This is a genomic window from Pseudomonas sp. SWRI77 (assembly GCF_014269105.1).
Taxonomy (GTDB): Bacteria; Pseudomonadota; Gammaproteobacteria; order Pseudomonadales; family Pseudomonadaceae; genus Aquipseudomonas; species Aquipseudomonas capeferrum.
On record NZ_JABWRV010000035.1, the window covers coordinates 1 to 22,443 of the forward strand.

Consider the following 22,443-nt stretch of genomic DNA (forward strand, 5'->3'; position numbering starts at 1 on the left):
CACTTCCCCTTGCCGGGTGTGTAGAGGACTTTCACCTCCAAGCCACCAGCGTGGCCACCACAGCCAAGCTGGTTGCGCTAGCGCGCAACGCGCCATGCCTGGCGCACCATAAAAAAACCCAGGGCAAATGCCCTGGGCTTTCGATGTAGCGTGACGCCTAACCGCGCTGATCAGAACGGAATATCGTCATCAAAGCTGTCAAAGTCAGCCGCCGGCTGCGGCGCTGGCTGCTGCGGCGCTGGGCGCTGAGGAGCCTGTTGTGGGCGCTGGGCCTGCTGACGTGGCGGCGCCTGGTTGTACTGTTGCTGCTGGCCACCCTGGTTGTAGTTGTTACCACCACCCTGGTTGTACTGGTCGCCGCCACCTTGCTGGTTCTGCGGACGGCCGCCCAACAGCTGCATGGTGCCCTGCATGTCGACGATGATTTCGGTGGTGTAACGCTTGATGCCGTCTTTTTCCCACTCGCGGGTCTGCAGCTTGCCTTCGATGTACACCTGCGAACCCTTGCGCAGGTATTCGCCGGCAATTTCGGCAACCTTGCCGAACATCGACACACGGTGCCACTCGGTACGCTCGACCTTCTGGCCCGACTGCTTGTCGGTCCACTGCTCGCTGGTAGCCAGGCTCAGGTTGGTCACGGCGTTACCGTTGGGCAGGTAGCGGACTTCGGGATCCTGGCCACAGGTGCCGACCAGAATGACTTTGTTAACCCCACGGGCCATAACGTTCTCCTAGGCTTCGCACGCCGAAGAGGCTGGGTTCACCAGACGCTCGAGGGTCGTACGGTCCAAAATTTTCGTATCCAGTTTGATATAGATGGCGGCTTCTTCTGCCACCACAACGGCGTCGGTTACACCCGGCACGGCCATCAGGCGTTCGGTCAACCCGGCTTCCCGGACTGCCTCGGGCGTCAACGGCATGCGCAGGCTGGTCACATACGGCGGCTCGTTCATGCGCAAGGCAACGACCAGCCACACGGCACACAGCGCCGCACAACCCAGAAACACCATGTTCAGCCCACCGTGCTGGAACAACCAGCCACCGAGGATTCCGCCTAGGGCGGCGCCCAGGAACTGGCTGGTGGAATACACCCCCATCGCCGTTCCCTTGCCACCCGCAGGCGACACCTTGCTCACCAGCGAAGGCAGCGAGGCTTCCAGCAGGTTGAATGCAGTAAAGAATACCACGGTGCCAATCACCAGTCCGCGCAAGTTGTCAGCCCACTGCCAGAAGAACACCTCTACCAGCAGCAACACACTGACCGCTCCGGCCAGCACGCGTTTCATCTTGCGCTTCTTCTCGCCGTAGATGATGAACGGCACCATTGCAAAAAATGAGATGAACAGCGCGGTCAGGTACACCCACCAGTGTTCTTCCTTCGGCAGGCCGCCCCGTTCGACGAAGGCCAAAGGCAGGGCGACGAAGCTGGCCATGAGAATGGCATGCAGGATGAAGATACCGACGTCCAGGCGCAGAAGGTCCGCATGGCGCAGGGTCGGGCCGAGTGCCTGGCGCGCGACACCCGACTCGCGGTGCTGCAGGGTGCTGTGGGAATTGGGCACGACGAAGGCAATCAGCAGGATACCGACCAAGGCAAGCCCCGCCGTGGCGAGGAACAATCCTGACAAGCCGAAGGCACTGGTCAACAGTGGCCCGACGACCATGGCGACGGCGAATGACAGGCCGATGCTCATGCCGATCATGGCCATGGCCTTGGTGCGGTGTTGCTCGCGGGTAAGGTCGGACAGCAGCGCCATGACCGCCGCAGAAATCGCCCCCGCGCCCTGCAGAATGCGCCCGGCGATCACGCCCCAGATAGAGTCGGCCTGGGCCGCCAAAATGCTGCCCAGGGCGAAGATCACCAGCCCCAGGTAGATCACCGGACGCCGCCCGATGCGGTCGGACACCATGCCGAACGGGATCTGCAGTACCGCCTGGGTCAGGCCATAGGCGCCAATGGCCAGGCCGATCAGCGCGGGCGTGGCGCCAGCCAGGTCCATGCCGTAGGTGGCCAGCACCGGCAAGACCATGAACATGCCCAGCATACGAAAGGCAAAGACCAGGGCCAGGCCGCTTGCGGCGCGGGTTTCGCTGCCACTCATGCGCTCGTTGTGGGTGTCGTGCATGGATTAACCTCGTGTGAACCGGCGGCGATTCTATCAGTCCGACAGCTAGACGGCATATACGCGACGCTTTGCCGCGTAATGGCAGCGCGCCGTATACTTCCTTGTTTATGCCCGCCGAGCGAGGCCGCAGTGGACAAGATCCTGATTCGTGGGGCACGTACCCACAACCTGAAGAACATCGACCTGACCCTGCCGCGGGACAAGCTGATCGTGATCACCGGCCTGTCCGGATCCGGCAAGTCCTCACTGGCGTTCGACACGCTGTACGCCGAAGGCCAGCGCCGCTATGTCGAATCCCTGTCGGCCTATGCCCGGCAGTTCCTGTCGATGATGGAAAAGCCCGACGTCGACACCATTGAAGGGCTCTCCCCGGCCATCTCCATCGAGCAGAAGTCGACGTCGCACAACCCGCGCTCTACCGTGGGCACGATCACCGAGATCTACGACTACCTGCGCCTGCTTTATGCCCGCGTCGGCACCCCGCGCTGCCCGGACCACGACATCCCGCTGGAAGCGCAGACCATCAGCCAGATGGTCGACCTGGTACTGGAGCGCCCTGAAGGCAGCAAGCTGATGCTGCTGGCCCCGGTAATCCGCGAGCGCAAGGGCGAGCACCTGGCGGTGTTCGACGAGCTGCGCGCCCAAGGCTTCGTCCGCGCACGGGTCAACGGCAAGCTCTACGAGCTCGATGAACTGCCCAAGCTGGACAAGCAGAAGAAGCACAGCATCGATGTGGTGGTAGACCGCTTCAAGGTCCGCGCCGACCTGCAGCAGCGCCTGGCCGAGTCGTTCGAGACTGCGCTCAAGCTGGCCGACGGCATCGCCCTGGTGGCGCCGATGGACGATGAGGAAGGCGAAGAGATGATCTTCTCCGCCCGCTTCGCCTGCCCGGTCTGCGGCCATGCGATCAGCGAGCTGGAACCCAAGCTGTTCTCGTTCAACAACCCGGCCGGTGCCTGCCCGACCTGTGACGGCCTGGGGGTCAAGCAGTTCTTCGACACCAAGCGCCTGGTCAATGCCGAGCTGACCTTGGCCGAGGGCGCGATACGCGGTTGGGACCGGCGCAACGTCTATTACTTCCAGATGCTCGGCTCGCTGTCCGCGCATTACGGGTTCAGCCTGGAGGCGCCGTTCGGCGAGCTGTCGGCCGAGCACCAGAAGGTGATCCTGCAAGGCAGCGGCAAGCAGAGCGTGGACTTCAAGTACCTCAACGACCGGGGCGACATCGTCAAACGCTCGCACCCGTTCGAGGGCATCGTGCCGAACCTGGAGCGGCGCTACCGCGAGACCGAATCGGCCACCGTGCGTGAAGAGCTGGCCAAGCTGCTCGGCACCCAGCCCTGCCCCGACTGCCGCGGTACTCGCCTGCGGCGCGAGGCCCGCCACGTGTGGGTTGGCGAGAAAACCCTGCCGGCAGTTACCAACCTGCCCATCGGTGAAGCCAGCAACTACTTCGGCGAGCTGACCCTGACCGGGCGCCGAGGCGAAATTGCTTCGAAGATCCTCAAGGAAATCTGCGAGCGCCTGCAATTTCTGGTCAACGTCGGCCTGGACTACCTGACACTGGACCGCAGCGCCGACACCCTGTCGGGCGGTGAAGCCCAGCGCATCCGCCTTGCCAGCCAGATCGGCGCGGGCCTGGTCGGGGTGATGTACATCCTCGACGAACCGTCCATCGGTCTTCATCAACGCGACAACGACCGCCTGCTGGCCACCCTCAACCACCTGCGCGACCTTGGCAACACGGTGATCGTGGTAGAGCACGACGAGGACGCTATCCGCCTGGCTGACTACGTGGTGGACATCGGTCCGGGGGCCGGGGTGCATGGCGGCCAGATCGTCGCCGAGGGCACGCCTGAAGAGGTCATGGCGCACCCTGACTCGCTGACTGGCAAATACCTGTCCGGGCGCAAGAAGATCGCCGTGCCAGCCAAACGCACACCGCGCGACAAGAAGCTCTCGCTGAAACTCAAAGGTGCCCGCGGCAACAACCTGCAGAACGTTGACCTGGAAATCCCGATCGGCCTGCTGACCTGCGTGACAGGGGTATCGGGTTCGGGCAAGTCGACGCTGATCAACAACACCTTGTACCCGCTCGCCGCGACCGCGCTGAACGGTGCCAGCAGCCTGGAAGCCGCGCCGCACAGCAGCATGGACGGCATGCAGCACCTGGACAAGGTAGTCGATATCGACCAGAGCCCGATTGGCCGCACACCGCGCTCCAACCCGGCAACCTACACCGGTATCTTCACGCCTATCCGTGAACTGTTCTCGGGCGTGCCCGAGTCGCGCTCGCGCGGCTATGGCCCCGGTCGTTTCTCGTTCAACGTCAAGGGGGGGCGTTGCGAGGCGTGCCAGGGTGACGGCCTGATCAAGGTCGAGATGCACTTCCTGCCAGACATCTACGTGCCGTGCGATGTGTGCAAGAGCAAGCGCTATAACCGCGAAACCCTGGAGATCAAGTACAAGGGCAAGAACATCCACGAGGTGCTGGAAATGACCATCGAGGATGCCCGCGAGTTCTTCGATGCGGTGCCGGCGCTGGCGCGCAAGCTGCAAACGCTGATGGACGTGGGCCTGTCATACATCAAGCTGGGGCAGTCGGCGACGACCTTGTCCGGCGGTGAGGCGCAGCGGGTGAAGCTGTCGCGCGAGCTGTCCAAGCGCGACACCGGCAAGACCCTGTACATCCTCGACGAGCCGACCACCGGCCTGCACTTCGCCGATATCCAGCAGTTGCTCGATGTGCTGCACCGCCTGCGCGACCACGGCAACACCGTGGTGGTGATCGAGCACAACCTGGACGTGATCAAGACGGCCGACTGGCTGGTGGACCTGGGGCCGGAGGGTGGCTCCAAGGGTGGGCAGATCATTGCCAGCGGTACGCCGGAAGAGCTGGCCAAGATGAAGCAGTCCTACACCGGGCATTACCTCAAGCCGCTGTTGGAGCGTGACCGGGCCTGATCCGCCTGTGCATAAAAAAGCCCCTGGTACCGTAGGTGCCAGGGGCTTTTTCGTGGGCTGTGGATAACTTACATCTGCGACTGCAGGTAGTTCTCCAGGCCGATCACCTTGATCAGGCCCTGCTGCTTCTCCAGCCAGTAGGTGTGATCTTCTTCGGTGTCAGCCAGCTGGGCGCGCAGGATGTCGCGGCTGATGTAGTCCTTGTGCAGCTCGCACAGCTCAATGCCTTTGCACAGCGCGGCACGCACCTTGTATTCGAGCTTGAGGTCAGCCTCGATCATTTCCGGCACGGTGCTGCCCACTTCAAGGTCATCGGCACGCATGTCGGGGGTGCCTTCGAGCATGAGGATGCGGCGCATCAGCGCATCGGCGTGCTGCGTCTCTTCTTCCATCTCGTGGTTGATACGCTCGTAGAGCTTGGACAGGCCCCAGTCTTCATACATACGCGAGTGAATGAAGTACTGGTCGCGTGCTGCCAGTTCGCCCTTCAGCAACGTGACGAGGTAGTTGATTACGTCCGGGTGACCTTGCATCGCCCTGCATCTCCATGTGAAAACATCAATGGACATAGTGTGAACCAGGTTTTGCTCGCGGTCACGGATAAACGCGCAATAACAGGCAAAAAATCGGCTAAACAGTAGTGATATTCATTGAAAAACCGCCCAAATGAGGGCGGTTCTTCTTATCACTTCGAGTTAAGCGAGGTTCACCCCCAGCGCCTTTGCAATGCCTTCGCCGTAGGCGGCGTCAGCCTTGTAGAAGTACTGGAGCTGACGCTGGATCACATCCTCGCTCACCCCTGCCATGGCACCGGCGATGTTACTGATCAGCAAGGCCTTCTGCTGTTCGTTCATCAGGCGGAACAACGCACCGGCGTGGCTGTAGTAGTCGTTGTCCTCGCGGTGATCGTAGCGATCAGCCGAACCATTGAGGGCCAGTGCAGGCTCGGCATGGCGTGGCGACTGCTTGGGTGCATCGGCGTAACTGTTGGGCTCGTAGTTCGGCGCGCTGCCGTAACTGCCGGTGGCCATCGAACCGTCACGCTGGTAGCTGTTGACTGGGCAGCGCGGTGCATTGACCGGCAGATGCTGATGGTTGGTACCCACTCGGTAGCGGTGCGCATCAGCGTAGGCAAACACGCGGCCTTGCAGCATGCGGTCTGGCGACAGCCCTACACCAGGGACCATGTTGCTAGGGCCAAAAGCGGCCTGCTCGACTTCGGCGAAGTAGTTGAGCGGGTTGCGGTTGAGCTCCAGCACACCCACTTCGATCAATGGGTAGTCCTTTTGCGACCAGGTCTTGGTCACGTCGAACGGGTTCTCGTCGCGGCTGGCCGCCTCGGCTTCACTCATCACCTGAATGCACACGGTCCAGCGCGGGTAGTCGCCACGCTCGATGGCCTCGAACAGGTCGCGCTGGGCGTAGTCCGGGTCTGTGCCGGCCAGGCGTGCAGCGTCGGCTGGGGCGAGGTTCTTGATGCCTTGCTGGGTCTTGAAGTGCCATTTGACCCAGGTGCGCTCGCCTGCAGCGCTGATCAGGCTGTAGGTGTGGCTGCCGAAGCCGTGCATGTGACGATAGCCGTCCGGAATGCCGCGGTCGGAGAACAGGATGGTGACCTGGTGCAGTGCCTCGGGTGAGTGCGACCAGAAGTCCCACATCATCTGGGCGTTCTTCAGGTTGGATTGCGGGTGGCGCTTCTGGGTGTGGATAAAGTCCGGGAACTTGAGCGGGTCACGGATGAAGAACACCGGGGTGTTATTGCCAACGATGTCCCAGTTGCCTTCCTCGGTATAGAACTTCAGCGCAAAACCTCGCGGGTCACGCTCGGTGTCGGCCGAACCCCGTTCGCCACCGACGGTGGAGAAACGCAGGAAGGTTTCAGTCTGTTTGCCGACCTGCTCGAACAGCTTGGCGCTGGTGAGCTCGGTGATATCGCGGGTGACGGTAAACGTGCCATAGGCGCCCGAACCCTTGGCGTGAACACGACGCTCGGGGATGTTTTCGCGGTTGAAGTGGGCAAGCTTCTCGATCAGGTGGAAATCGTCGAGCAGCAGCGGGCCGCGGGGGCCGGCAGAGCGGGAATTCTGGTTGTCAGCTACAGGTGCACCGCTGGCGGTGGTGAGAATCTTGCTCATGGGCTCTCCTTATCGGTCTTGAAGTGCCGGCTAATCGGCTTGGATAGGAGTATTGACGAGCGGTTGTTTCAGGACAAATTCATTACATGACTTGTATCAATAGAAATTAACAATACGTGCAGAAACAAAAAACCGGGCACTAGGCCCGGTTTTTTGTAGCAGACAGAACGTCTTACTCGGCAGCTTCTACAGCACCACCGACTGGACGATCAACCAGCTCGACGTACGCCATAGGCGCGTTGTCGCCAGCGCGGAAACCGCACTTCAGGATGCGCAGGTAGCCGCCCTGACGGGTGGCGTAACGCTTGCCCAGATCGTTGAACAGTTTGCCAACAGCGGACTTCGAACGGGTACGGTCGAAGGCCAGACGACGGTTAGCAACGCTGTCTTCCTTGGCCAGGGTGATCAGCGGCTCGGCAACGCGGCGCAGTTCCTTGGCTTTCGGCAGGGTGGTTTTGATCAGCTCGTGCTCGATCAGCGACACTGCCATGTTCTGGAACATAGCTTTGCGGTGAGAGCTGGTACGGCTCAGGTGACGTCCACTTTTACGATGACGCATGATTCATTCCTTACCAAACACTACGTTCGGTGATTACGACGATCAGGCGGTCGCCTTGTCGTCTTTCTTAAGACTTGCAGGCGGCCAGTTGTCGAGGCGCATGCCGAGAGACAGACCACGAGAGGCCAGGACGTCCTTGATTTCAGTCAGGGACTTCTTGCCCAGGTTAGGAGTCTTCAACAGCTCTACTTCGGTACGCTGAATCAGGTCGCCGATGTAGTAGATGTTCTCCGCCTTGAGGCAGTTGGCCGAACGTACAGTCAGTTCCAGGTCGTCAACCGGACGCAGCAGGATCGGATCGATCTCGTCTTCCTGCTCGACAACAACCGGCTCACTGTCACCTTTGAGGTCGACGAACGCGGCCAGCTGCTGTTGCAGGATGGTCGCAGCGCGGCGGATAGCCTCTTCAGGATCCAGGGTGCCGTTGGTTTCCAGATCAATGACCAGCTTGTCCAAGTTGGTACGCTGTTCAACACGGGCGTTTTCGACCACATAGGCGATACGACGCACCGGGCTGAACGAAGCGTCCAACTGCAGACGGCCAATGCTACGGCTTTCGTCTTCGTCGGTCTGACGGGAGTCGGCCGGCTCGTAACCACGACCACGAGCTACGGTGAGCTTCATGTTCAGGGCGCCATTCGACGCCAGGTTCGCGATTACGTGATCGGGGTTGACGATCTCGACATCGTGATCCAGCTGAATATCGGCAGCGGTAACCACCCCCGAACCCTTTTTCGACAAGGTCAGCGTAACTTCGTCACGACCGTGCAGTTTGATAGCCAGGCCTTTCAGGTTCAACAGGATTTCAATGACGTCTTCCTGAACACCTTCGATCGCGGAGTACTCATGGAGTACGCCATCGATCTCGGCCTCGACTACTGCACAGCCAGGCATGGAGGACAACAGGATGCGGCGCAGCGCGTTGCCCAGGGTATGGCCGAAGCCACGCTCGAGAGGCTCGAGCGTGATCTTGGCGCGGGTCGGACTGACTACCTGCACATCAATGTGGCGGGGAGTCAGGAACTCATTTACCGAAATCTGCATGGATGCACCTATTTTCTAGCCCTTACTTGGAGTAGAGCTCGACAATCAGGTTCTCGTTGATGTCGGCGGACAGGTCGCTGCGAGCAGGAACGTTCTTGAAAACGCCCGACTTTTTAGCAGCATCCACATCAACCCACTCAACGCGGCCACGCTGGGCGCACAGTTCAAGGGCTTGAACAATGCGCAGCTGGCTCAGCGACTTCTCGCGAACCGCGACCACGTCACCCGGACGAACTTGGTAGGATGGAATGTTTACAGTCTTACCGTTGACGCTGATCGCTTTGTGCGAAACCAGCTGACGGGACTCGGAACGAGTCGAGCCGAAGCCCATACGGTAAACGACGTTATCCAGACGGCACTCGAGCAGTTGCAGCAGGTTCTCACCGGTTGCGCCTTTTTTCGAGGCAGCAGCTTGGTAGTAACCGCGGAACTGACGCTCCAGAACACCGTAGATACGACGGACTTTTTGTTTCTCGCGCAGCTGGGTACCGTAGTCGGACTGACGGCCACGGCGCTGGCCGTGGATACCTGGGGCTGCTTCGATGTTGCACTTCGATTCCAGAGCGCGAACGCCGCTCTTCAGGAACAGATCGGTGCCTTCACGACGAGACAGTTTGCATTTTGGACCAATGTAACGTGCCATTCTTCTGTCTCCTGATTACACGCGACGCTTCTTCGGCGGACGGCACCCGTTATGCGGGATTGGCGTCACGTCGGTGATGCTGGCGATCTTGTAGCCGCAGCTGTTCAATGCACGAACGGCGGACTCACGACCTGGACCTGGACCCTTGACGTTAACGTCGAGGTTCTTCAGACCGTATTCCAGCGCAGCTTGACCAGCACGCTCAGCAGCAATCTGAGCTGCGAACGGGGTGGATTTGCGCGAACCACGGAAACCCGAACCACCGGAGGTCGCCCAGGACAAAGCATTGCCCTGACGGTCGGTGATGGTCACGATGGTGTTGTTAAAAGAAGCGTGGATGTGGGCGATGCCATCAACCACTGTCTTTTTGACTTTCTTACGAGGACGAGCAGCAGGTTTTGCCATGTCTATATTCCTGGGCGGTTACTTGCGGATCGGCTTACGCGGGCCCTTACGGGTGCGTGCGTTGGTCTTGGTGCGCTGACCGCGAACCGGCAGACCTTTACGATGACGCAGGCCGCGGTAGCAACCCAGGTCCATCAAGCGCTTGATCTTCATGTTGATGTCACGACGCAGGTCACCTTCGGTGGTGAACTTCGCGACTTCGCCACGCAGGGTTTCGATTTGCTCGTCGCTCAGATCCTTGATCTTAGCGGCTGGGTTTACACCAGCGTCTGCACAGATCTTCTGCGCAGTTGTGCGACCGACACCATAGATGTAGGTCAGCGAGATAACAGTATGCTTGTTATCTGGAATGTTGACGCCTGCAATACGGGCCATTCAGTGGGACTCCAATTGACAGCTACCTACGCCCCGGAAGCCAAGAAATAGGGCGCGAGATAATATCGCTGTAGAAACGAATAATCAACCCAGCAGCACACTAGCTGCTGGGTTTGAAGCGACGATCACAATCAGCCTTGGCGCTGTTTGTGACGCGGTTCCGCGCTGCAGATCACTCGTACGACGCCTTCGCGACGGATGATCTTGCAGTTACGGCACAGCTTTTTCACCGATGCACGAACTTTCATTACCGACTCCTCGAACCTTAGGGGCGTATCAGCGCAGCAAACCGCTGCCACCGTAGCCTTTCAGGTTGGCTTTCTTCATCAGGGATTCGTACTGGTGCGAAACGAGGTGCGATTGTACTTGGGACATGAAGTCCATCACAACCACTACCACAATCAGCAACGAGGTCCCGCCAAGGTAGAACGGCACATTTGCTGCCACCACCAGGAACTGGGGCAGAAGGCAGACGGCCATCATGTATAGAGCACCGAACATGGTCAAACGGGTCAGAACGCCATCAATGTAGCGCGCCGACTGCTCACCAGGACGGATACCCGGAATAAAGGCACCGGACTTCTTCAGGTTTTCCGCTACGTCTTTCGGATTGAACATCAACGCTGTGTAGAAGAAGCAGAAGAAAATGATCCCTGCACTAAACAGCAAAATGTTCAACGGCTGACCAGGAGCGATCGACTGCGAGATGTCCTGCAGCCAGCCCATACCTTCGGACTGACCGAACCAGGCACCCAGCGAAGCCGGGAACAGCAAAATGCTGCTGGCGAAAATGGCCGGGATAACCCCTGCCATGTTCACCTTCAACGGCAAGTGGCTGGTCTGCGCAGCGAAGACCTTGCGGCCCTGCTGACGCTTGGCGTAGTGAACGGCGATACGACGCTGACCACGCTCAATGAACACCACGAAACCGATAATCGCTACTGCCAGCAAACCGATAGCGACCAGGGCGAAAATGTTGATATCGCCTGTGCGCGCAGACTCGAAAGACTGCCCGATTGCTCTCGGAAGACCGGCAACGATACCCGCGAAGATCAACATCGAGATACCGTTGCCCACACCGCGCTCAGTGATCTGCTCGCCCAGCCACATCATGAACATCGCGCCTGCCACAAACGTGGAAACCGCGACGACATGGAAGCCTAGACCGGCAGAAAACGCCACGCCCTGGTTGGCCAGGCCAATGGACATGCCAATGGCTTGGACCAGCGCCAGAATAACGGTGCCGTAGCGGGTGTACTGGCTGATCTTGCGACGGCCAGCTTCACCTTCCTTCTTCAACTGCTCCAGTTGCGGGCTGACCGCCGTCATCAGCTGCATGATGATCGATGCCGAAATGTACGGCATGATCCCCAGTGCAAAGATGCTCATGCGCTCAAGCGCACCACCGGAAAACATGTTGAACAAGCTAAGAATGGTCCCCTCATTCTGCCGAAACAGATCCGCCAAACGGTCCGGATTGATGCCTGGAACCGGGATATGCGCACCTATCCGATAGACGATGATCGCCATGAACAGAAAGCGCAGACGAGCCCAGAGTTCCGACATCCCGCCCTTACCGAGCGAAGAGAGAGCACCTTGCTTAGCCATTTATTCCTCGAATTTGCCGCCAGCTGCTTCGATAGCCGCACGCGCACCCTTGGTGGCTGCGATGCCCTTGATGGTGACTGCGCGAGTAACTTCGCCAGACAGCATGATTTTCACACGCTGAATGTGCTGGTTGATCACGTTGGCATCCTTCAGGGATTGCACGGAGATCACGTCGCCTTCCACTTTGGCCAGCTCGGACAGACGCACTTCTGCGCGGTCCATGGCTTTCAGCGAAACGAAGCCGAACTTCGGCAGACGACGGTGCAGCGGCTGTTGACCGCCTTCGAAGCCCGGAGCGATCGAACCACCCGAACGGGAGGTCTGACCTTTGTGGCCACGGCCGCCGGTCTTACCCAGACCGCTACCGATACCACGACCCGGACGATGTTTTTCGCGACGGGAACCCGGCGCTGGACTCAGATCATTGAGTTTCATCGATTAACCCTCGACGCGCAGCATGTAGTAAGCCTTGTTGATCATCCCGCGATTCTCGGGAGTATCCTGGACTTCTACAGTGTGACCGATGCGACGCAGACCCAGACCCTTAACGCACAGTTTGTGGTTAGGAATACGGCCCGAGACGCTCTTGATCAGCGTTACTTTAACGGTTGCCATGATCAGAAGATCTCCTCGACGCTCTTGCCGCGCTTGGCAGCAATGGATTCAGGAGATTGCATGGCTTTCAGACCCTTGAAAGTGGCGTAAACCACGTTCACTGGGTTGGTCGAACCGTAGCACTTGGCCAGAACGTTCTGAACACCAGCAACTTCCAGGACAGCACGCATTGCGCCGCCGGCGATGATACCGGTACCTTCCGAAGCAGGCTGCATGTAAACCTTCGAGGCGCCGTGGGCAGCCTTGGTGGCGTACTGCAGGGTAGTGCCCTTCAGGTCAACCTGGATCATATTGCGACGAGCAGCTTCCATGGCTTTCTGGATCGCGGCTGGTACTTCGCGCGACTTGCCACGGCCGAAGCCAACACGACCTTTACCATCACCTACCACGGTCAACGCGGTGAAGGTGAAGATACGGCCGCCTTTTACGGTCTTGGCAACGCGGTTAACTTGAACCAGCTTCTCGATGTAGCCTTCGTCGCGCTTTTGATCGTTATTTGCCATAACTTAGAACTCCAGCCCGCCTTCACGAGCAGCATCAGCCAGCGCTTTGACGCGGCCATGGTACTTGAAGCCGGAACGGTCAAAGGCAACTTGAGATACACCGGCGGCTTTCGCACGCTCAGCTACCAGCTTGCCAACCTTAGTGGCCGCGTCGATGTTGCCAGTGGCGCCATCACGCAGGTCTTTGTCCAAGGTCGAGGCGCTTGCCAGAACCTTGCTGCCGTCGGCCGAAATGACCTGGGCATAGATGTGCTGCGAGGAGCGGAACACGCACAGGCGCACGACTTCGAGTTCGTGCATCTTGAGGCGTGCTTTGCGAGCGCGACGCAGTCGAGTAACTTTTTTGTCGGTCATTTGCTAGGCCCTACTTCTTCTTGGCTTCTTTACGACGGACTACTTCGTCCGCGTAACGCACACCTTTACCTTTGTAAGGCTCTGGCGGACGGAAGTCGCGGATTTCAGCGGCCACCTGACCTACCAGCTGCTTGTCGATACCCTTGATCAGGATGTCGGTCTGGCTAGGTGTTTCAGCGGTGATACCGGCTGGCAGTTCGTAGTCCACTGGGTGCGAGAAGCCCAGGGCCAGGTTCAGGACGGTGCCCTTGGCCTGAGCCTTGTAACCAACACCGACCAGCTGGAGCTTACGCTCGAAGCCTTGGCTTACGCCTTGGACCATGTTGTTGACCAGAGCGCGGGTAGTACCGGCCATGGCGCGAGCTTGCTGGTCACCATTGCGAGCGACGAAACGCAGCTCACCAGACTCTTCGGTAACTTCAACAGACGAGTGAACGTTCAGTTCGAGAGTGCCTTTGGCACCCTTCACCGAAAGCTGCTGGCCGGCGAATTTGACTTCGACACCAGATGGCAGCTTAACGGGGTTCTTAGCGACGCGAGACATGTCTATCCCCCCTTAGAACACTGTGCAGAGAACTTCGCCGCCGACGCCGGCAGCGCGCGCAGCGCGATCAGTCATCACACCTTTGTTGGTGGAGACAATAGACACGCCCAGACCGCCACGTACTTTCGGCAGATCGGTGACGGCCTTGTACTGGCGCAGGCCTGGACGGCTGGAGCGCTTCAGTTCCTCGATGACCGGACGGCCTTCGAAGTACTTCAGTTCGATCGACAGGGAGGGCTTGGCTTCGCCACTGACTTGGTAGCCAGCGATGTAACCTTCATCCTTCAGAACTTTGGCAACCGCAACCTTCAGCGTAGAGGAAGGCATGCTCACGACGGACTTTTCAGCCATCTGGGCATTACGGATGCGAGTTAGCATGTCCGCTAACGGGTCCTGCATACTCATGGGCTAGATGCTCCTGATACAAGAATTATTAGCCTTGCGGCTATCACAACCACCCGAGCGGGTTGGGTAAAAAACCCAGGCTCAGGTGAGCCGGTCATTCTAGACACAAGGCAGAAACGAAACAAGCCCCATATAGGGGCTTGTTTGTTGGCGAGGTCACCGGCGGTCGGAAGATTGCTCCCCTTCCGCCGGGATCACACCTGCAGCGATTACCAGGAGGCCTTGACCAGACCTGGTACGTCACCACGCATTGCCGCTTGACGCAGCATGTTACGGCCCAGGCCGAACTTACGGTATACACCGTGAGGACGACCGGTCAGGCGGCAACGGTTGCGCAGACGCGCAGCGCTGGCATCACGTGGCTGCTTCTGCAGAGCGACAACGGCAGCGAAACGCTCTTCAGGAGAGGCGTTCAGGTTGACGATGGTCGCTTTCAGCTCAGCACGCTTTTTGGCGAACTTGGCTACCGTGAGCTGACGCTTCAGCTCGCGGTTTTTCATGCTCTTCTTGGCCATTTTCCTACTCCAATCAGTTGCGGAACGGGAATTTGAAAGCACGCAGCAGAGCGCGGCCTTCGTCATCCGAACGAGCAGTGGTGGTCAGGGTGATGTCCAAACCGCGCAGAGCATCGATCTTGTCGTAATCGATTTCCGGGAAGATGATCTGCTCTTTCACGCCCATGCTGTAGTTGCCACGGCCATCGAAGGACTTGGCATTCAGGCCGCGGAAGTCGCGAACCCGAGGCAGGGAGATCGCCAGCAGGCGGTCCAGGAATTCGTACATCTTGTCGCTACGCAGGGTCACCTTGACGCCGATCGGCCATCCTTCACGGACTTTGAAGCCCGCGATGGATTTACGAGCGAAAGTCACGACCGGCTTTTGACCGGTGATCTTTTCCAGGTCGGCAACAGCGTGCTCGATGACTTTTTTGTCGCCGATCGCTTCGCCCAGACCCATGTTCAGGGTGATTTTGGTAACGCGCGGAACTTCCATCACGTTCGACAGCTTAAGTTCTTCCTTAAGCTTGGGAGCGATTTCGTTCCGGTAAATCTCTTTCAGTCGTGCCATGGTCTTCTACCTAGCAGTGTTCAAGCATCAACCGCTTTTTGGGTCGACTTGAAGACACGAATTTTCTTACCGTCTTCTACTTTGAAACCAACGCGGTCAGCCTTGTTGGTTTCGCCGTTGAAGATGGCAACGTTGGAAGCGTGCAGAGGCGCTTCTTTCTCGACGATACCGCCCTGAACGCCCGCCATCGGGTTAGGCTTGGTATGACGCTTGACCAGGTTCACACCACCGATAACCAGACGGTCATCAGCAAGAACCTTCAGCACCTTACCGCGCTTACCTTTGTCTTTGCCGGCGATCACGATGATCTCGTCGTCACGACGAATCTTTTGCATGTCGGATCTCCTTACAGCACTTCAGGGGCGAGCGAGACGATCTTCATGAACTTCTCAGTACGAAGTTCACGGGTCACTGGCCCGAAGATGCGAGTGCCGATCGGCTCTTGCTTGTTGTTCAGCAGAACAGCAGCGTTGCCGTCGAAACGAATGATGGAACCGTCAGCGCGACGTACACCGTGACGGGTACGGACGACAACAGCGGTCATCACCTGGCCTTTTTTGACCTTACCGCGCGGAATTGCTTCCTTGACGGTTACTTTGATGATGTCACCGATGCCAGCGTAACGACGGTGCGAACCGCCGAGTACCTTGATGCACATGACGCGACGAGCGCCGCTGTTATCGGCCACATCGAGCATGGATTGAGTCTGAATCATAAAATTTCTCCGACCCCTAGCCCTTAGACTTCAACAGCGCGTTCGAGGACTTCAACCAGTGCCCAGGACTTGGTCTTGGCCAGCGGACGGGTTTCGGTAATCGAAACTTTGTCGCCGATCTTGCACTGGTTGGTTTCGTCGTGCGCGTGCAGCTTAGTCGAACGCTTAACGTATTTACCGTAGATCGGGTGCTTTACGCGACGCTCGATCAGAACGGTGATGGTCTTGTCCATTTTGTCGCTGACGACACGGCCAGTCAGCGTACGGACGGTTTTTTCAGCTTCAGCCATGATCACTTACCTGCCTGCTGGTTGAGCACAGTTTTCACGCGAGCGATGTCACGCTTAACTTGCGAGAGCAGGTGCGACTGCCCCAACTGGCCAGTTGCTTTCTGCATGCGCAGATTGAACTGGTCGCGCAGCAAGCCGAGCAGTTGCTCGTTCAGCTGCTGTGCCGATTTTTCACGAAGTTCATTCGCTTTCATCACATCACCGTCCGCTTAACAAAGGAGGTGGCGAGAGGCAGCTTTGCAGCAGCCAGGGCGAAAGCTTCGCGCGCCAGCTCTTCAGAAACACCCTCGATCTCGTACAGGACTTTGCCTGGCTGGATCTGGGCAACCCAGTATTCCACGGAGCCCTTACCTTTACCCATACGAACCTCGAGAGGCTTCTTGGAGATCGGCTTGTCCGGGAACACACGGATCCAGATCTTGCCGCCACGTTTAACGTGACGGGTCAGAGCACGACGTGCCGACTCGATCTGGCGGGCGGTGAGGCGACCGCGAGCAACAGCTTTCAGGGCGAATTCGCCGAAGCTGACTTTGCTACCGCGCAGTGCCAGACCACGGTTGTGGCCAGTCATCTGCTTGCGGAATTTTGTACGCTTTGGTTGCAACATTTGGCGTACCCCTTACTTAGCAGCTTTTTTACGAGGCGCTGGTGCTTGTGGTTTCAGTTCTTCTTGGCGACCACCAATAACTTCGCCTTTGAAGATCCAAACCTTCACACCGATCACACCATAAGTGGTGTGAGCTTCGTAGGTGTTGTAGTCGATATCGGCACGCAGGGTGTGCAGAGGCACACGACCTTCGCGATACCACTCGGTACGAGCAATCTCGGCGCCGCCGAGACGACCGCTCACCTGGATCTTGATGCCCTTGGCACCAATACGCATGGCGTTCTGTACGGCGCGCTTCATGGCACGACGGAACATTACGCGGCGTTCCAGCTGCTGAGCTACGCTCTGCGCAACCAGCATAGCGTCGAGCTCCGGCTTGCGGATCTCTTCGATGTTGATGTGCACAGGCACACCCATCTGCTTGGTCAGGTCCTGACGCAGCTTCTCGACATCCTCACCTTTCTTACCGATAACGATACCGGGACGAGCAGTGTGGATGGTGATGCGTGCAGTTTGAGCCGGACGATGAATATCGATACGGCTTACGGACGCGCTTTTTAGTTTGTCTTGGAGGTACTCACGTGTTTTCAGATCCTTCAACAGGTAATCTGCGTAAGTAGCACCGTCTGCGTACCAGACGGAGGTGTGCTCCTTGACGATTCCCAGGCGAATGCCAGTGGGATGTACTTTCTGACCCATCTGATCGACTCCGTTACTTGTCCGCAACCTTGACAGTGATATGGCAAGACCGCTTGACGATGCGATCAGCACGGCCTTTGGCACGTGGCATGATGCGCTTCAGCGAACGCCCTTCGTTGACGAAGACGGTGGAGACCTTCAGGTCATCAACGTCTGCGCCTTCGTTGTGTTCGGCGTTGGCAACGGCCGACTCGAGGACTTTCTTCATGATTTCAGCGGCTTTTTTGCTGCTGAAGGCCAACAGGTTGAGCGCTTCGCCCACCTTCTTCCCGCGGATCTGGTCGGCGACCAAGCGGGCTTTCTGGGCGGAGATGCGAGCGCCCGACAACTTAGCGGCTACTTCCATTTCCTTACCCCTTAACGCTTGGCTTTCTTGTCAGCCACGTGCCCGCGATAGGTGCGGGTACCGGCGAACTCGCCCAGTTTGTGGCCGACCATGTCTTCGTTCACGAGAACTGGGACATGTTGGCGACCGTTATGAACCGCGATGGTCAGACCGACCATTTGTGGCAGGATCATCGAGCGACGCGACCAGGTTTTAACTGGCTTGCGATCGTTCTTCTCCACCGCCACTTCGACCTTCTTCAACAGGTGAAGATCGATAAAAGGACCTTTTTTCAGAGAACGTGGCACTGTCGTATCCCTCTAGTTACTTGCGACGACGGACGATCATGTTGTCGGTACGCTTATTACCACGGGTTTTAGCACCCTTGGTTGGGAAGCCCCATGGCGATACCGGATGACGACCACCAGAGGTACGACCTTCACCACCACCATGTGGGTGGTCAACCGGGTTCATGGCAACACCACGAACGGTTGGGCGAACGCCGCGCCAGCGTTTGGCACCAGCTTTACCCAGCGAACGCAGGCTGTGCTCGGAGTTCGAGACTTCGCCCAGGGTCGCACGGCACTCAGCCAGTACTTTACGCATCTCACCGGAGCGCAGACGCAGAGTCACGTAGACGCCGTCACGAGCGATCAGCTGAGCCGAAGCACCAGCGGAACGAGCGATCTGAGCACCTTTACCCGGCTTCAGTTCGACGCCGTGAATGGTGCTACCTACTGGGATGTTGCGCAGCTGCAGGGAGTTACCGGCCTTGATTGGGGCCAGGGCACCTGCGATCAGCTGGTCGCCAGCGCTCACGCCTTTAGGGGCGATGATGTAGCGACGCTCACCGTCTGCGTAGCACAGCAGGGCGATGTGAGCAGTACGGTTTGGATCGTATTCGATACGCTCGACAGTGGCTGGGATGCCATCTTTGTCGTTGCGACGGAAGTCGACCAGACGGTAATGCTGCTTGTGACCACCACCAACGTGACGAGTGGTAATGCGGCCATTGTTGTTACGACCACCAGACTTCGACTTCTTCTCGAGCAGCGGTGCGTGAGGAGCGCCCTTGTGGAGCTCCTTGTTGACCACCTTGACCACGAAACGGCGGCCAGGGGAAGTCGGTTTGCATTTAACGATTGCCATGATGCACCCCTTCCTTACTCAGCACTGCTGCTGAAATCGAGATCTTGGCCTGGCTGAAGGGAGACAATTGCCTTCTTCCAGTCATTACGCTTGCCCAGACCACGTGCGGTACGCTTGGTTTTACCCAGAACGTTAACGGTCGACACGTTTTCAACTTTTACGTTGAACAGGCCTTCGACAGCTTTCTTGATTTCCAGCTTGGTTGCGTCGGTAGCAACCTTGAATACGAACTGGCCTTTCTTCTCAGCCAGAACGGTAGCCTTCTCGGAAACGTGCGGGCCAAGGAGGACTTTGAATACGCGTTCCTGGTTCATCCCAGCAGCTCCTCGAATTTCTTCACGGCCGAGACAGTGATCAACACTTTCTCGTATGCGATCAGACTGACCGGGTCGGAACCTTGAACGTCACGTACATCGACGTGCGGCAGGTTGCGAGCAGCCAGGTACAGGTTCTGATCAACAGCGTCCGAAACGATCAGAACGTCGCTCAGACCCATGCCGTTCAGCTTGTTCAGCAGATCTTTGGTTTTCGGTGCTTCAACAGCGAAGTCCTGAACCACGACCAGACGGTCGCTACGCACCAGCTCAGCGAGGATGGAGCGCAGAGCTGCGCGATACATCTTCTTGTTGAGCTTTTGCGAGTGATCTTGAGGGCGAGCTGCGAAGGTAACACCACCGCCACGCCAGATCGGACCACGAGTGGTACCAGCACGAGCACGGCCAGTACCCTTCTGACGCCATGGGCGCTTACCGCCACCAGCCACGTCGGAACGGGTCTTTTGCTGCTTGGTGCCCTGACGGCCGCCGGCCATGTAGGCCACGACTGCTTGGTGAACCAGCGTCTCGTTGAATTCGCCACCGAAAGTCAGTTCGGAAACTTCGATCGCCTGAGCGTCATTTACATTAAGTTGCATGTCAGTTTCCCCTTAACCGCGAGCCTTGACAGCCGGACGTACAACCACGTCGCCGCCAGTAGCGCCAGGAACGGCACCCTTGATCAGCAGCAGGTTGCGTTCAGCGTCTACGCGTACTACTTCCAGGGACTGAACAGTCACGCGCTCGGCGCCCATGTGGCCGGACATTTTCTTGCCCTTGAACACACGACCAGGAGTCTGGCACTGGCCGATGGAGCCTGGGACACGGTGCGACACGGAGTTACCGTGGGTGTTGTCCTGACCACGGAAGTTCCAGCGCTTGATGGTACCGGCGAAGCCTTTACCTTTGGACTGACCAGTAACGTCTACCAGCTGGCCTGCAGTGAAGAGTTCAGCTTTGATCGAGTCGCCAGCCTGGAACTCGCCTTCTTCAAGGCGGAACTCCCAGACACCGCGACCAGCGGCAACGTTCGCTTTAGCGAAGTGACCTGCTTGAGCAGCAGTCACACGCGAAGCACGACGCTCGCCGACAGTGACTTGCACTGCACGGTAGCCATCGGTTTCTTCAGTCTTGAACTGGGTGACGCGATTCGGCTCGATCTCAATGACCGTGACCGGAATGGAGACACCTTCTTCGGTGAAAACGCGGGTCATACCGCATTTACGACCGACTACACCAATAGTCATGTTGTAACCTCATGAGTGTACGGGGCTTTCACCCGCTATGGCCGCCCATTTCAGAGCGTTACACGGACAAGACCGAAGTCTTAGCCGAGGCTGATCTGCACTTCCACACCTGCCGCGAGATCAAGCTTCATCAGCGCATCAACGGTTTTATCCGTTGGCTGGACGATGTCCAGAACGCGCTTATGAGTGCGAATCTCGTACTGGTCACGCGCGTCTTTGTTGACGTGCGGGGAGACCAGAACGGTGAAACGCTCTTTGCGGGTAGGCAGTGGAATTGGACCACGCACTTGTGCACCAGTACGTTTCGCGGTTTCCACGATTTCCTGGGTGGATTGGTCGATCAGGCGATGGTCGAAAGCCTTCAACCTGATACGGATTTGCTGATTTTGCATTGGATTTCAGACTCCAGGCTGTTCCCAACGGACGCACTACGCCCGCTAAAAGGAGGCGTGATTCTATAGACGGCTCAATTTAGTGTCAACCCAATAAAAAAAACCCCCGCTGAGCGGGGGTTTTTTCAATCGATCGAGTGATTACTCGATGATTTTGGCTACGACGCCGGCGCCGACGGTACGACCGCCTTCACGGATAGCGAAGCGCAGACCGTCTTCCATTGCGATGGTCTTGATCAGCGTGACAGTCATCTGAATGTTGTCACCTGGCATTACCATTTCAACGCCTTCCGGCAGTTCGCAGTTACCGGTCACGTCAGTGGTACGGAAGTAGAACTGAGGACGGTAGCCTTTGAAGAACGGAGTGTGACGGCCGCCTTCTTCCTTCGACAGGACGTAGACTTCTGCGGTGAACTTGGTGTGCGGCTTGACCGAACCTGGCTTGACCAGAACCTGGCCACGCTCAACGTCGTCACGCTTGGTACCACGCAGCAGAACGCCGCAGTTCTCGCCAGCACGACCTTCGTCCAGCAGCTTGCGGAACATCTCAACACCGGTGCAGGTGGTGGTGGTGGTGTCACGCAGACCAACGATTTCCAGCGGATCCTGAACGCGGACGATACCACGCTCGATACGACCGGTAACAACGGTACCACGACCCGAGATCGAGAATACGTCTTCGATTGGCATCAGGAACGGCTTGTCGATAGCACGCTCTGGCTCTGGGATGTAGCTGTCCAGAGTTTCAACCAGCTTCTTGACGGCAGTGGTGCCCATCTCGTTGTCGTCTTTGCCTTCCAGCGCCATACGAGCCGAACCGATGATGATCGGAGTGTCGTCGCCTGGGAAGTCATAGGTGGACAGCAGGTCGCGAACTTCCATCTCGACCAGTTCCAGCAGCTCAGCGTCGTCTACCAGGTCAGCCTTGTTCAGGAAGACCACGATGTACGGAACGCCAACCTGACGGGACAGCAGGATGTGCTCACGGGTTTGTGGCATCGGGCCATCAGCGGCCGAGCAAACCAGGATCGCGCCGTCCATCTGGGCAGCACCGGTGATCATGTTCTTCACGTAGTCAGCGTGACCTGGGCAGTCGACGTGAGCGTAGTGACGAATGTTCGAGTTGTACTCGACGTGAGCGGTGTTGATGGTGATACCGCGCGCTTTTTCTTCCGGAGCCGAGTCGATCTTGTCGAACTCAACGACTGCCGAACCGAAAACTTCGGAGCAGACGCGAGTCAGAGCTGCGGTCAGAGTGGTCTTACCGTGGTCAACGTGGCCGATAGTGCCGACGTTAACGTGGGGAAGGGAACGATCAAATTTTTCTTTAGCCACGACAGTGAACCTCTTGCCTAAA

Annotated in this window: 34 protein-coding genes; 1 reads left to right on the plus strand and 33 read right to left on the minus strand. The window is 58.1% G+C overall.

What is annotated here, in order from left to right:
- Positions 1–170: 170 nt before the first annotated feature.
- Together HU766_RS24195 and HU766_RS24200 are read right to left on the minus strand one after the other, a co-directional pair.
- Positions 171–722: a single-stranded DNA-binding protein gene (locus HU766_RS24195; protein ID WP_033703483.1), complete on the minus strand. Its 552-nt coding sequence runs from the start codon at positions 720–722 to the stop codon at positions 171–173.
- 9 nt (positions 723–731) lie between these two features.
- The gene (locus HU766_RS24200; protein ID WP_095065585.1) at positions 732–2,126 is read right to left on the minus strand and encodes an MFS transporter; all 1,395 of its coding nucleotides are present in this window, start codon (positions 2,124–2,126) and stop codon (positions 732–734) included.
- Positions 2,127–2,255: 129 nt separating this feature from the next.
- On the opposite strand from HU766_RS24200, the gene uvrA reads away from it, so the two are divergent.
- A complete protein-coding gene (gene uvrA, locus HU766_RS24205) occupies positions 2,256–5,090 on the plus strand; it encodes an excinuclease ABC subunit UvrA (RefSeq protein ID WP_186661303.1) in 2,835 nt (944 codons plus the stop codon).
- Positions 5,091–5,158: 68 nt separating this feature from the next.
- Here the strand turns inward: uvrA and bfr are convergent, their stop codons facing one another.
- The 31 genes from bfr to tuf form a co-directional block, all read right to left on the minus strand.
- On the minus strand, positions 5,159–5,623 hold the full coding sequence (gene bfr, locus HU766_RS24210) for a bacterioferritin (RefSeq protein WP_008089766.1): 465 nt from the start codon (positions 5,621–5,623) through the stop codon (positions 5,159–5,161).
- Between the two features lie 162 nt (positions 5,624–5,785).
- A complete protein-coding gene (locus tag HU766_RS24215; RefSeq protein WP_186661306.1) occupies positions 5,786–7,225 on the minus strand; it encodes a catalase in 1,440 nt (479 codons plus the stop codon).
- Positions 7,226–7,397: 172 nt separating this feature from the next.
- On the minus strand, positions 7,398–7,784 hold the full coding sequence (gene rplQ, locus HU766_RS24220) for a 50S ribosomal protein L17 (protein ID WP_003255451.1): 387 nt from the start codon (positions 7,782–7,784) through the stop codon (positions 7,398–7,400).
- Positions 7,785–7,826: 42 nt separating this feature from the next.
- Positions 7,827–8,828 (minus strand): DNA-directed RNA polymerase subunit alpha, encoded by a 1,002-nt coding sequence (gene rpoA, locus HU766_RS24225; protein ID WP_003255452.1) that lies wholly within the window; start codon positions 8,826–8,828, stop codon positions 7,827–7,829.
- Between the two features lie 22 nt (positions 8,829–8,850).
- Positions 8,851–9,471: a 30S ribosomal protein S4 gene (gene rpsD, locus HU766_RS24230; RefSeq protein WP_009681977.1), complete on the minus strand. Its 621-nt coding sequence runs from the start codon at positions 9,469–9,471 to the stop codon at positions 8,851–8,853.
- A gap of 15 nt (positions 9,472–9,486) precedes the next feature.
- On the minus strand, positions 9,487–9,876 hold the full coding sequence (rpsK, locus tag HU766_RS24235; RefSeq protein ID WP_003255454.1) for a 30S ribosomal protein S11: 390 nt from the start codon (positions 9,874–9,876) through the stop codon (positions 9,487–9,489).
- A gap of 18 nt (positions 9,877–9,894) precedes the next feature.
- Positions 9,895–10,251 (minus strand): 30S ribosomal protein S13, encoded by a 357-nt coding sequence (rpsM, locus tag HU766_RS24240; protein ID WP_003255457.1) that lies wholly within the window; start codon positions 10,249–10,251, stop codon positions 9,895–9,897.
- A gap of 131 nt (positions 10,252–10,382) precedes the next feature.
- Positions 10,383–10,499 carry a 50S ribosomal protein L36 gene (rpmJ, locus tag HU766_RS24245; RefSeq protein ID WP_002555468.1) on the minus strand — a complete coding sequence of 39 codons (117 nt, stop codon included), beginning with the start codon at positions 10,497–10,499 and terminating at the stop codon, positions 10,383–10,385.
- Positions 10,500–10,527: 28 nt separating this feature from the next.
- Positions 10,528–11,859: a preprotein translocase subunit SecY gene (gene secY, locus HU766_RS24250; protein WP_003255459.1), complete on the minus strand. Its 1,332-nt coding sequence runs from the start codon at positions 11,857–11,859 to the stop codon at positions 10,528–10,530.
- Entirely contained in the window at positions 11,860–12,294 is a 435-nt protein-coding gene (gene rplO, locus HU766_RS24255; protein WP_003255461.1) for a 50S ribosomal protein L15, read from the minus strand.
- Between the two features lie 3 nt (positions 12,295–12,297).
- Complete coding sequence (gene rpmD / locus HU766_RS24260; RefSeq protein ID WP_008089798.1) at positions 12,298–12,474, minus strand: 50S ribosomal protein L30; 177 nt, start codon at positions 12,472–12,474, stop codon at positions 12,298–12,300.
- A gap of 2 nt (positions 12,475–12,476) precedes the next feature.
- Positions 12,477–12,977 carry a 30S ribosomal protein S5 gene (rpsE, locus tag HU766_RS24265; RefSeq protein WP_003255465.1) on the minus strand — a complete coding sequence of 167 codons (501 nt, stop codon included), beginning with the start codon at positions 12,975–12,977 and terminating at the stop codon, positions 12,477–12,479.
- Between the two features lie 3 nt (positions 12,978–12,980).
- A complete protein-coding gene (gene rplR / locus HU766_RS24270) occupies positions 12,981–13,331 on the minus strand; it encodes a 50S ribosomal protein L18 (RefSeq protein ID WP_008089801.1) in 351 nt (116 codons plus the stop codon).
- Positions 13,332–13,341: 10 nt separating this feature from the next.
- Positions 13,342–13,875 carry a 50S ribosomal protein L6 gene (rplF, locus tag HU766_RS24275; protein WP_003255469.1) on the minus strand — a complete coding sequence of 178 codons (534 nt, stop codon included), beginning with the start codon at positions 13,873–13,875 and terminating at the stop codon, positions 13,342–13,344.
- A 12-nt stretch (positions 13,876–13,887) separates the two neighbouring features.
- On the minus strand, positions 13,888–14,280 hold the full coding sequence (gene rpsH / locus HU766_RS24280) for a 30S ribosomal protein S8 (RefSeq protein WP_027594873.1): 393 nt from the start codon (positions 14,278–14,280) through the stop codon (positions 13,888–13,890).
- 209 nt (positions 14,281–14,489) lie between these two features.
- Positions 14,490–14,795 (minus strand): 30S ribosomal protein S14, encoded by a 306-nt coding sequence (gene rpsN, locus HU766_RS24285; RefSeq protein WP_012316516.1) that lies wholly within the window; start codon positions 14,793–14,795, stop codon positions 14,490–14,492.
- 13 nt (positions 14,796–14,808) lie between these two features.
- On the minus strand, positions 14,809–15,348 hold the full coding sequence (gene rplE, locus HU766_RS24290) for a 50S ribosomal protein L5 (protein ID WP_003255474.1): 540 nt from the start codon (positions 15,346–15,348) through the stop codon (positions 14,809–14,811).
- A 20-nt stretch (positions 15,349–15,368) separates the two neighbouring features.
- Positions 15,369–15,683 carry a 50S ribosomal protein L24 gene (gene rplX, locus HU766_RS24295; protein ID WP_003255476.1) on the minus strand — a complete coding sequence of 105 codons (315 nt, stop codon included), beginning with the start codon at positions 15,681–15,683 and terminating at the stop codon, positions 15,369–15,371.
- Between the two features lie 11 nt (positions 15,684–15,694).
- Positions 15,695–16,063: a 50S ribosomal protein L14 gene (gene rplN, locus HU766_RS24300; RefSeq protein ID WP_002555479.1), complete on the minus strand. Its 369-nt coding sequence runs from the start codon at positions 16,061–16,063 to the stop codon at positions 15,695–15,697.
- Positions 16,064–16,086: 23 nt separating this feature from the next.
- A complete protein-coding gene (gene rpsQ, locus HU766_RS24305) occupies positions 16,087–16,353 on the minus strand; it encodes a 30S ribosomal protein S17 (RefSeq protein ID WP_023534981.1) in 267 nt (88 codons plus the stop codon).
- 2 nt (positions 16,354–16,355) lie between these two features.
- Positions 16,356–16,547 (minus strand): 50S ribosomal protein L29, encoded by a 192-nt coding sequence (gene rpmC / locus HU766_RS24310; protein WP_002555481.1) that lies wholly within the window; start codon positions 16,545–16,547, stop codon positions 16,356–16,358.
- Positions 16,547–16,960 (minus strand): 50S ribosomal protein L16, encoded by a 414-nt coding sequence (gene rplP / locus HU766_RS24315; RefSeq protein WP_003255479.1) that lies wholly within the window; start codon positions 16,958–16,960, stop codon positions 16,547–16,549. The genes rpmC and rplP overlap by 1 nt, the downstream gene beginning before the upstream one ends.
- 12 nt (positions 16,961–16,972) lie before the next feature.
- A complete protein-coding gene (gene rpsC / locus HU766_RS24320; protein ID WP_003255481.1) occupies positions 16,973–17,659 on the minus strand; it encodes a 30S ribosomal protein S3 in 687 nt (228 codons plus the stop codon).
- Positions 17,660–17,672: 13 nt separating this feature from the next.
- Entirely contained in the window at positions 17,673–18,005 is a 333-nt protein-coding gene (gene rplV, locus HU766_RS24325) for a 50S ribosomal protein L22 (protein WP_003103908.1), read from the minus strand.
- Between the two features lie 11 nt (positions 18,006–18,016).
- The gene (gene rpsS / locus HU766_RS24330; RefSeq protein WP_003255482.1) at positions 18,017–18,292 is read right to left on the minus strand and encodes a 30S ribosomal protein S19; all 276 of its coding nucleotides are present in this window, start codon (positions 18,290–18,292) and stop codon (positions 18,017–18,019) included.
- A 16-nt stretch (positions 18,293–18,308) separates the two neighbouring features.
- Positions 18,309–19,133 (minus strand): 50S ribosomal protein L2, encoded by an 825-nt coding sequence (gene rplB / locus HU766_RS24335; RefSeq protein ID WP_008089816.1) that lies wholly within the window; start codon positions 19,131–19,133, stop codon positions 18,309–18,311.
- A 14-nt stretch (positions 19,134–19,147) separates the two neighbouring features.
- The gene (rplW, locus tag HU766_RS24340; protein ID WP_003255484.1) at positions 19,148–19,447 is read right to left on the minus strand and encodes a 50S ribosomal protein L23; all 300 of its coding nucleotides are present in this window, start codon (positions 19,445–19,447) and stop codon (positions 19,148–19,150) included.
- A complete protein-coding gene (gene rplD / locus HU766_RS24345; RefSeq protein ID WP_003255485.1) occupies positions 19,444–20,046 on the minus strand; it encodes a 50S ribosomal protein L4 in 603 nt (200 codons plus the stop codon). Before rplD ends, rplW begins: the two co-directional genes overlap by 4 nt.
- A gap of 12 nt (positions 20,047–20,058) precedes the next feature.
- Positions 20,059–20,694 (minus strand): 50S ribosomal protein L3, encoded by a 636-nt coding sequence (rplC, locus tag HU766_RS24350; protein WP_027594871.1) that lies wholly within the window; start codon positions 20,692–20,694, stop codon positions 20,059–20,061.
- A gap of 80 nt (positions 20,695–20,774) precedes the next feature.
- Positions 20,775–21,086 carry a 30S ribosomal protein S10 gene (rpsJ, locus tag HU766_RS24355; protein WP_003186070.1) on the minus strand — a complete coding sequence of 104 codons (312 nt, stop codon included), beginning with the start codon at positions 21,084–21,086 and terminating at the stop codon, positions 20,775–20,777.
- Between the two features lie 141 nt (positions 21,087–21,227).
- On the minus strand, positions 21,228–22,421 hold the full coding sequence (tuf, locus tag HU766_RS24360; RefSeq protein WP_028614144.1) for an elongation factor Tu: 1,194 nt from the start codon (positions 22,419–22,421) through the stop codon (positions 21,228–21,230).
- Between the last annotated feature and the right edge of the window lie 22 nt (positions 22,422–22,443).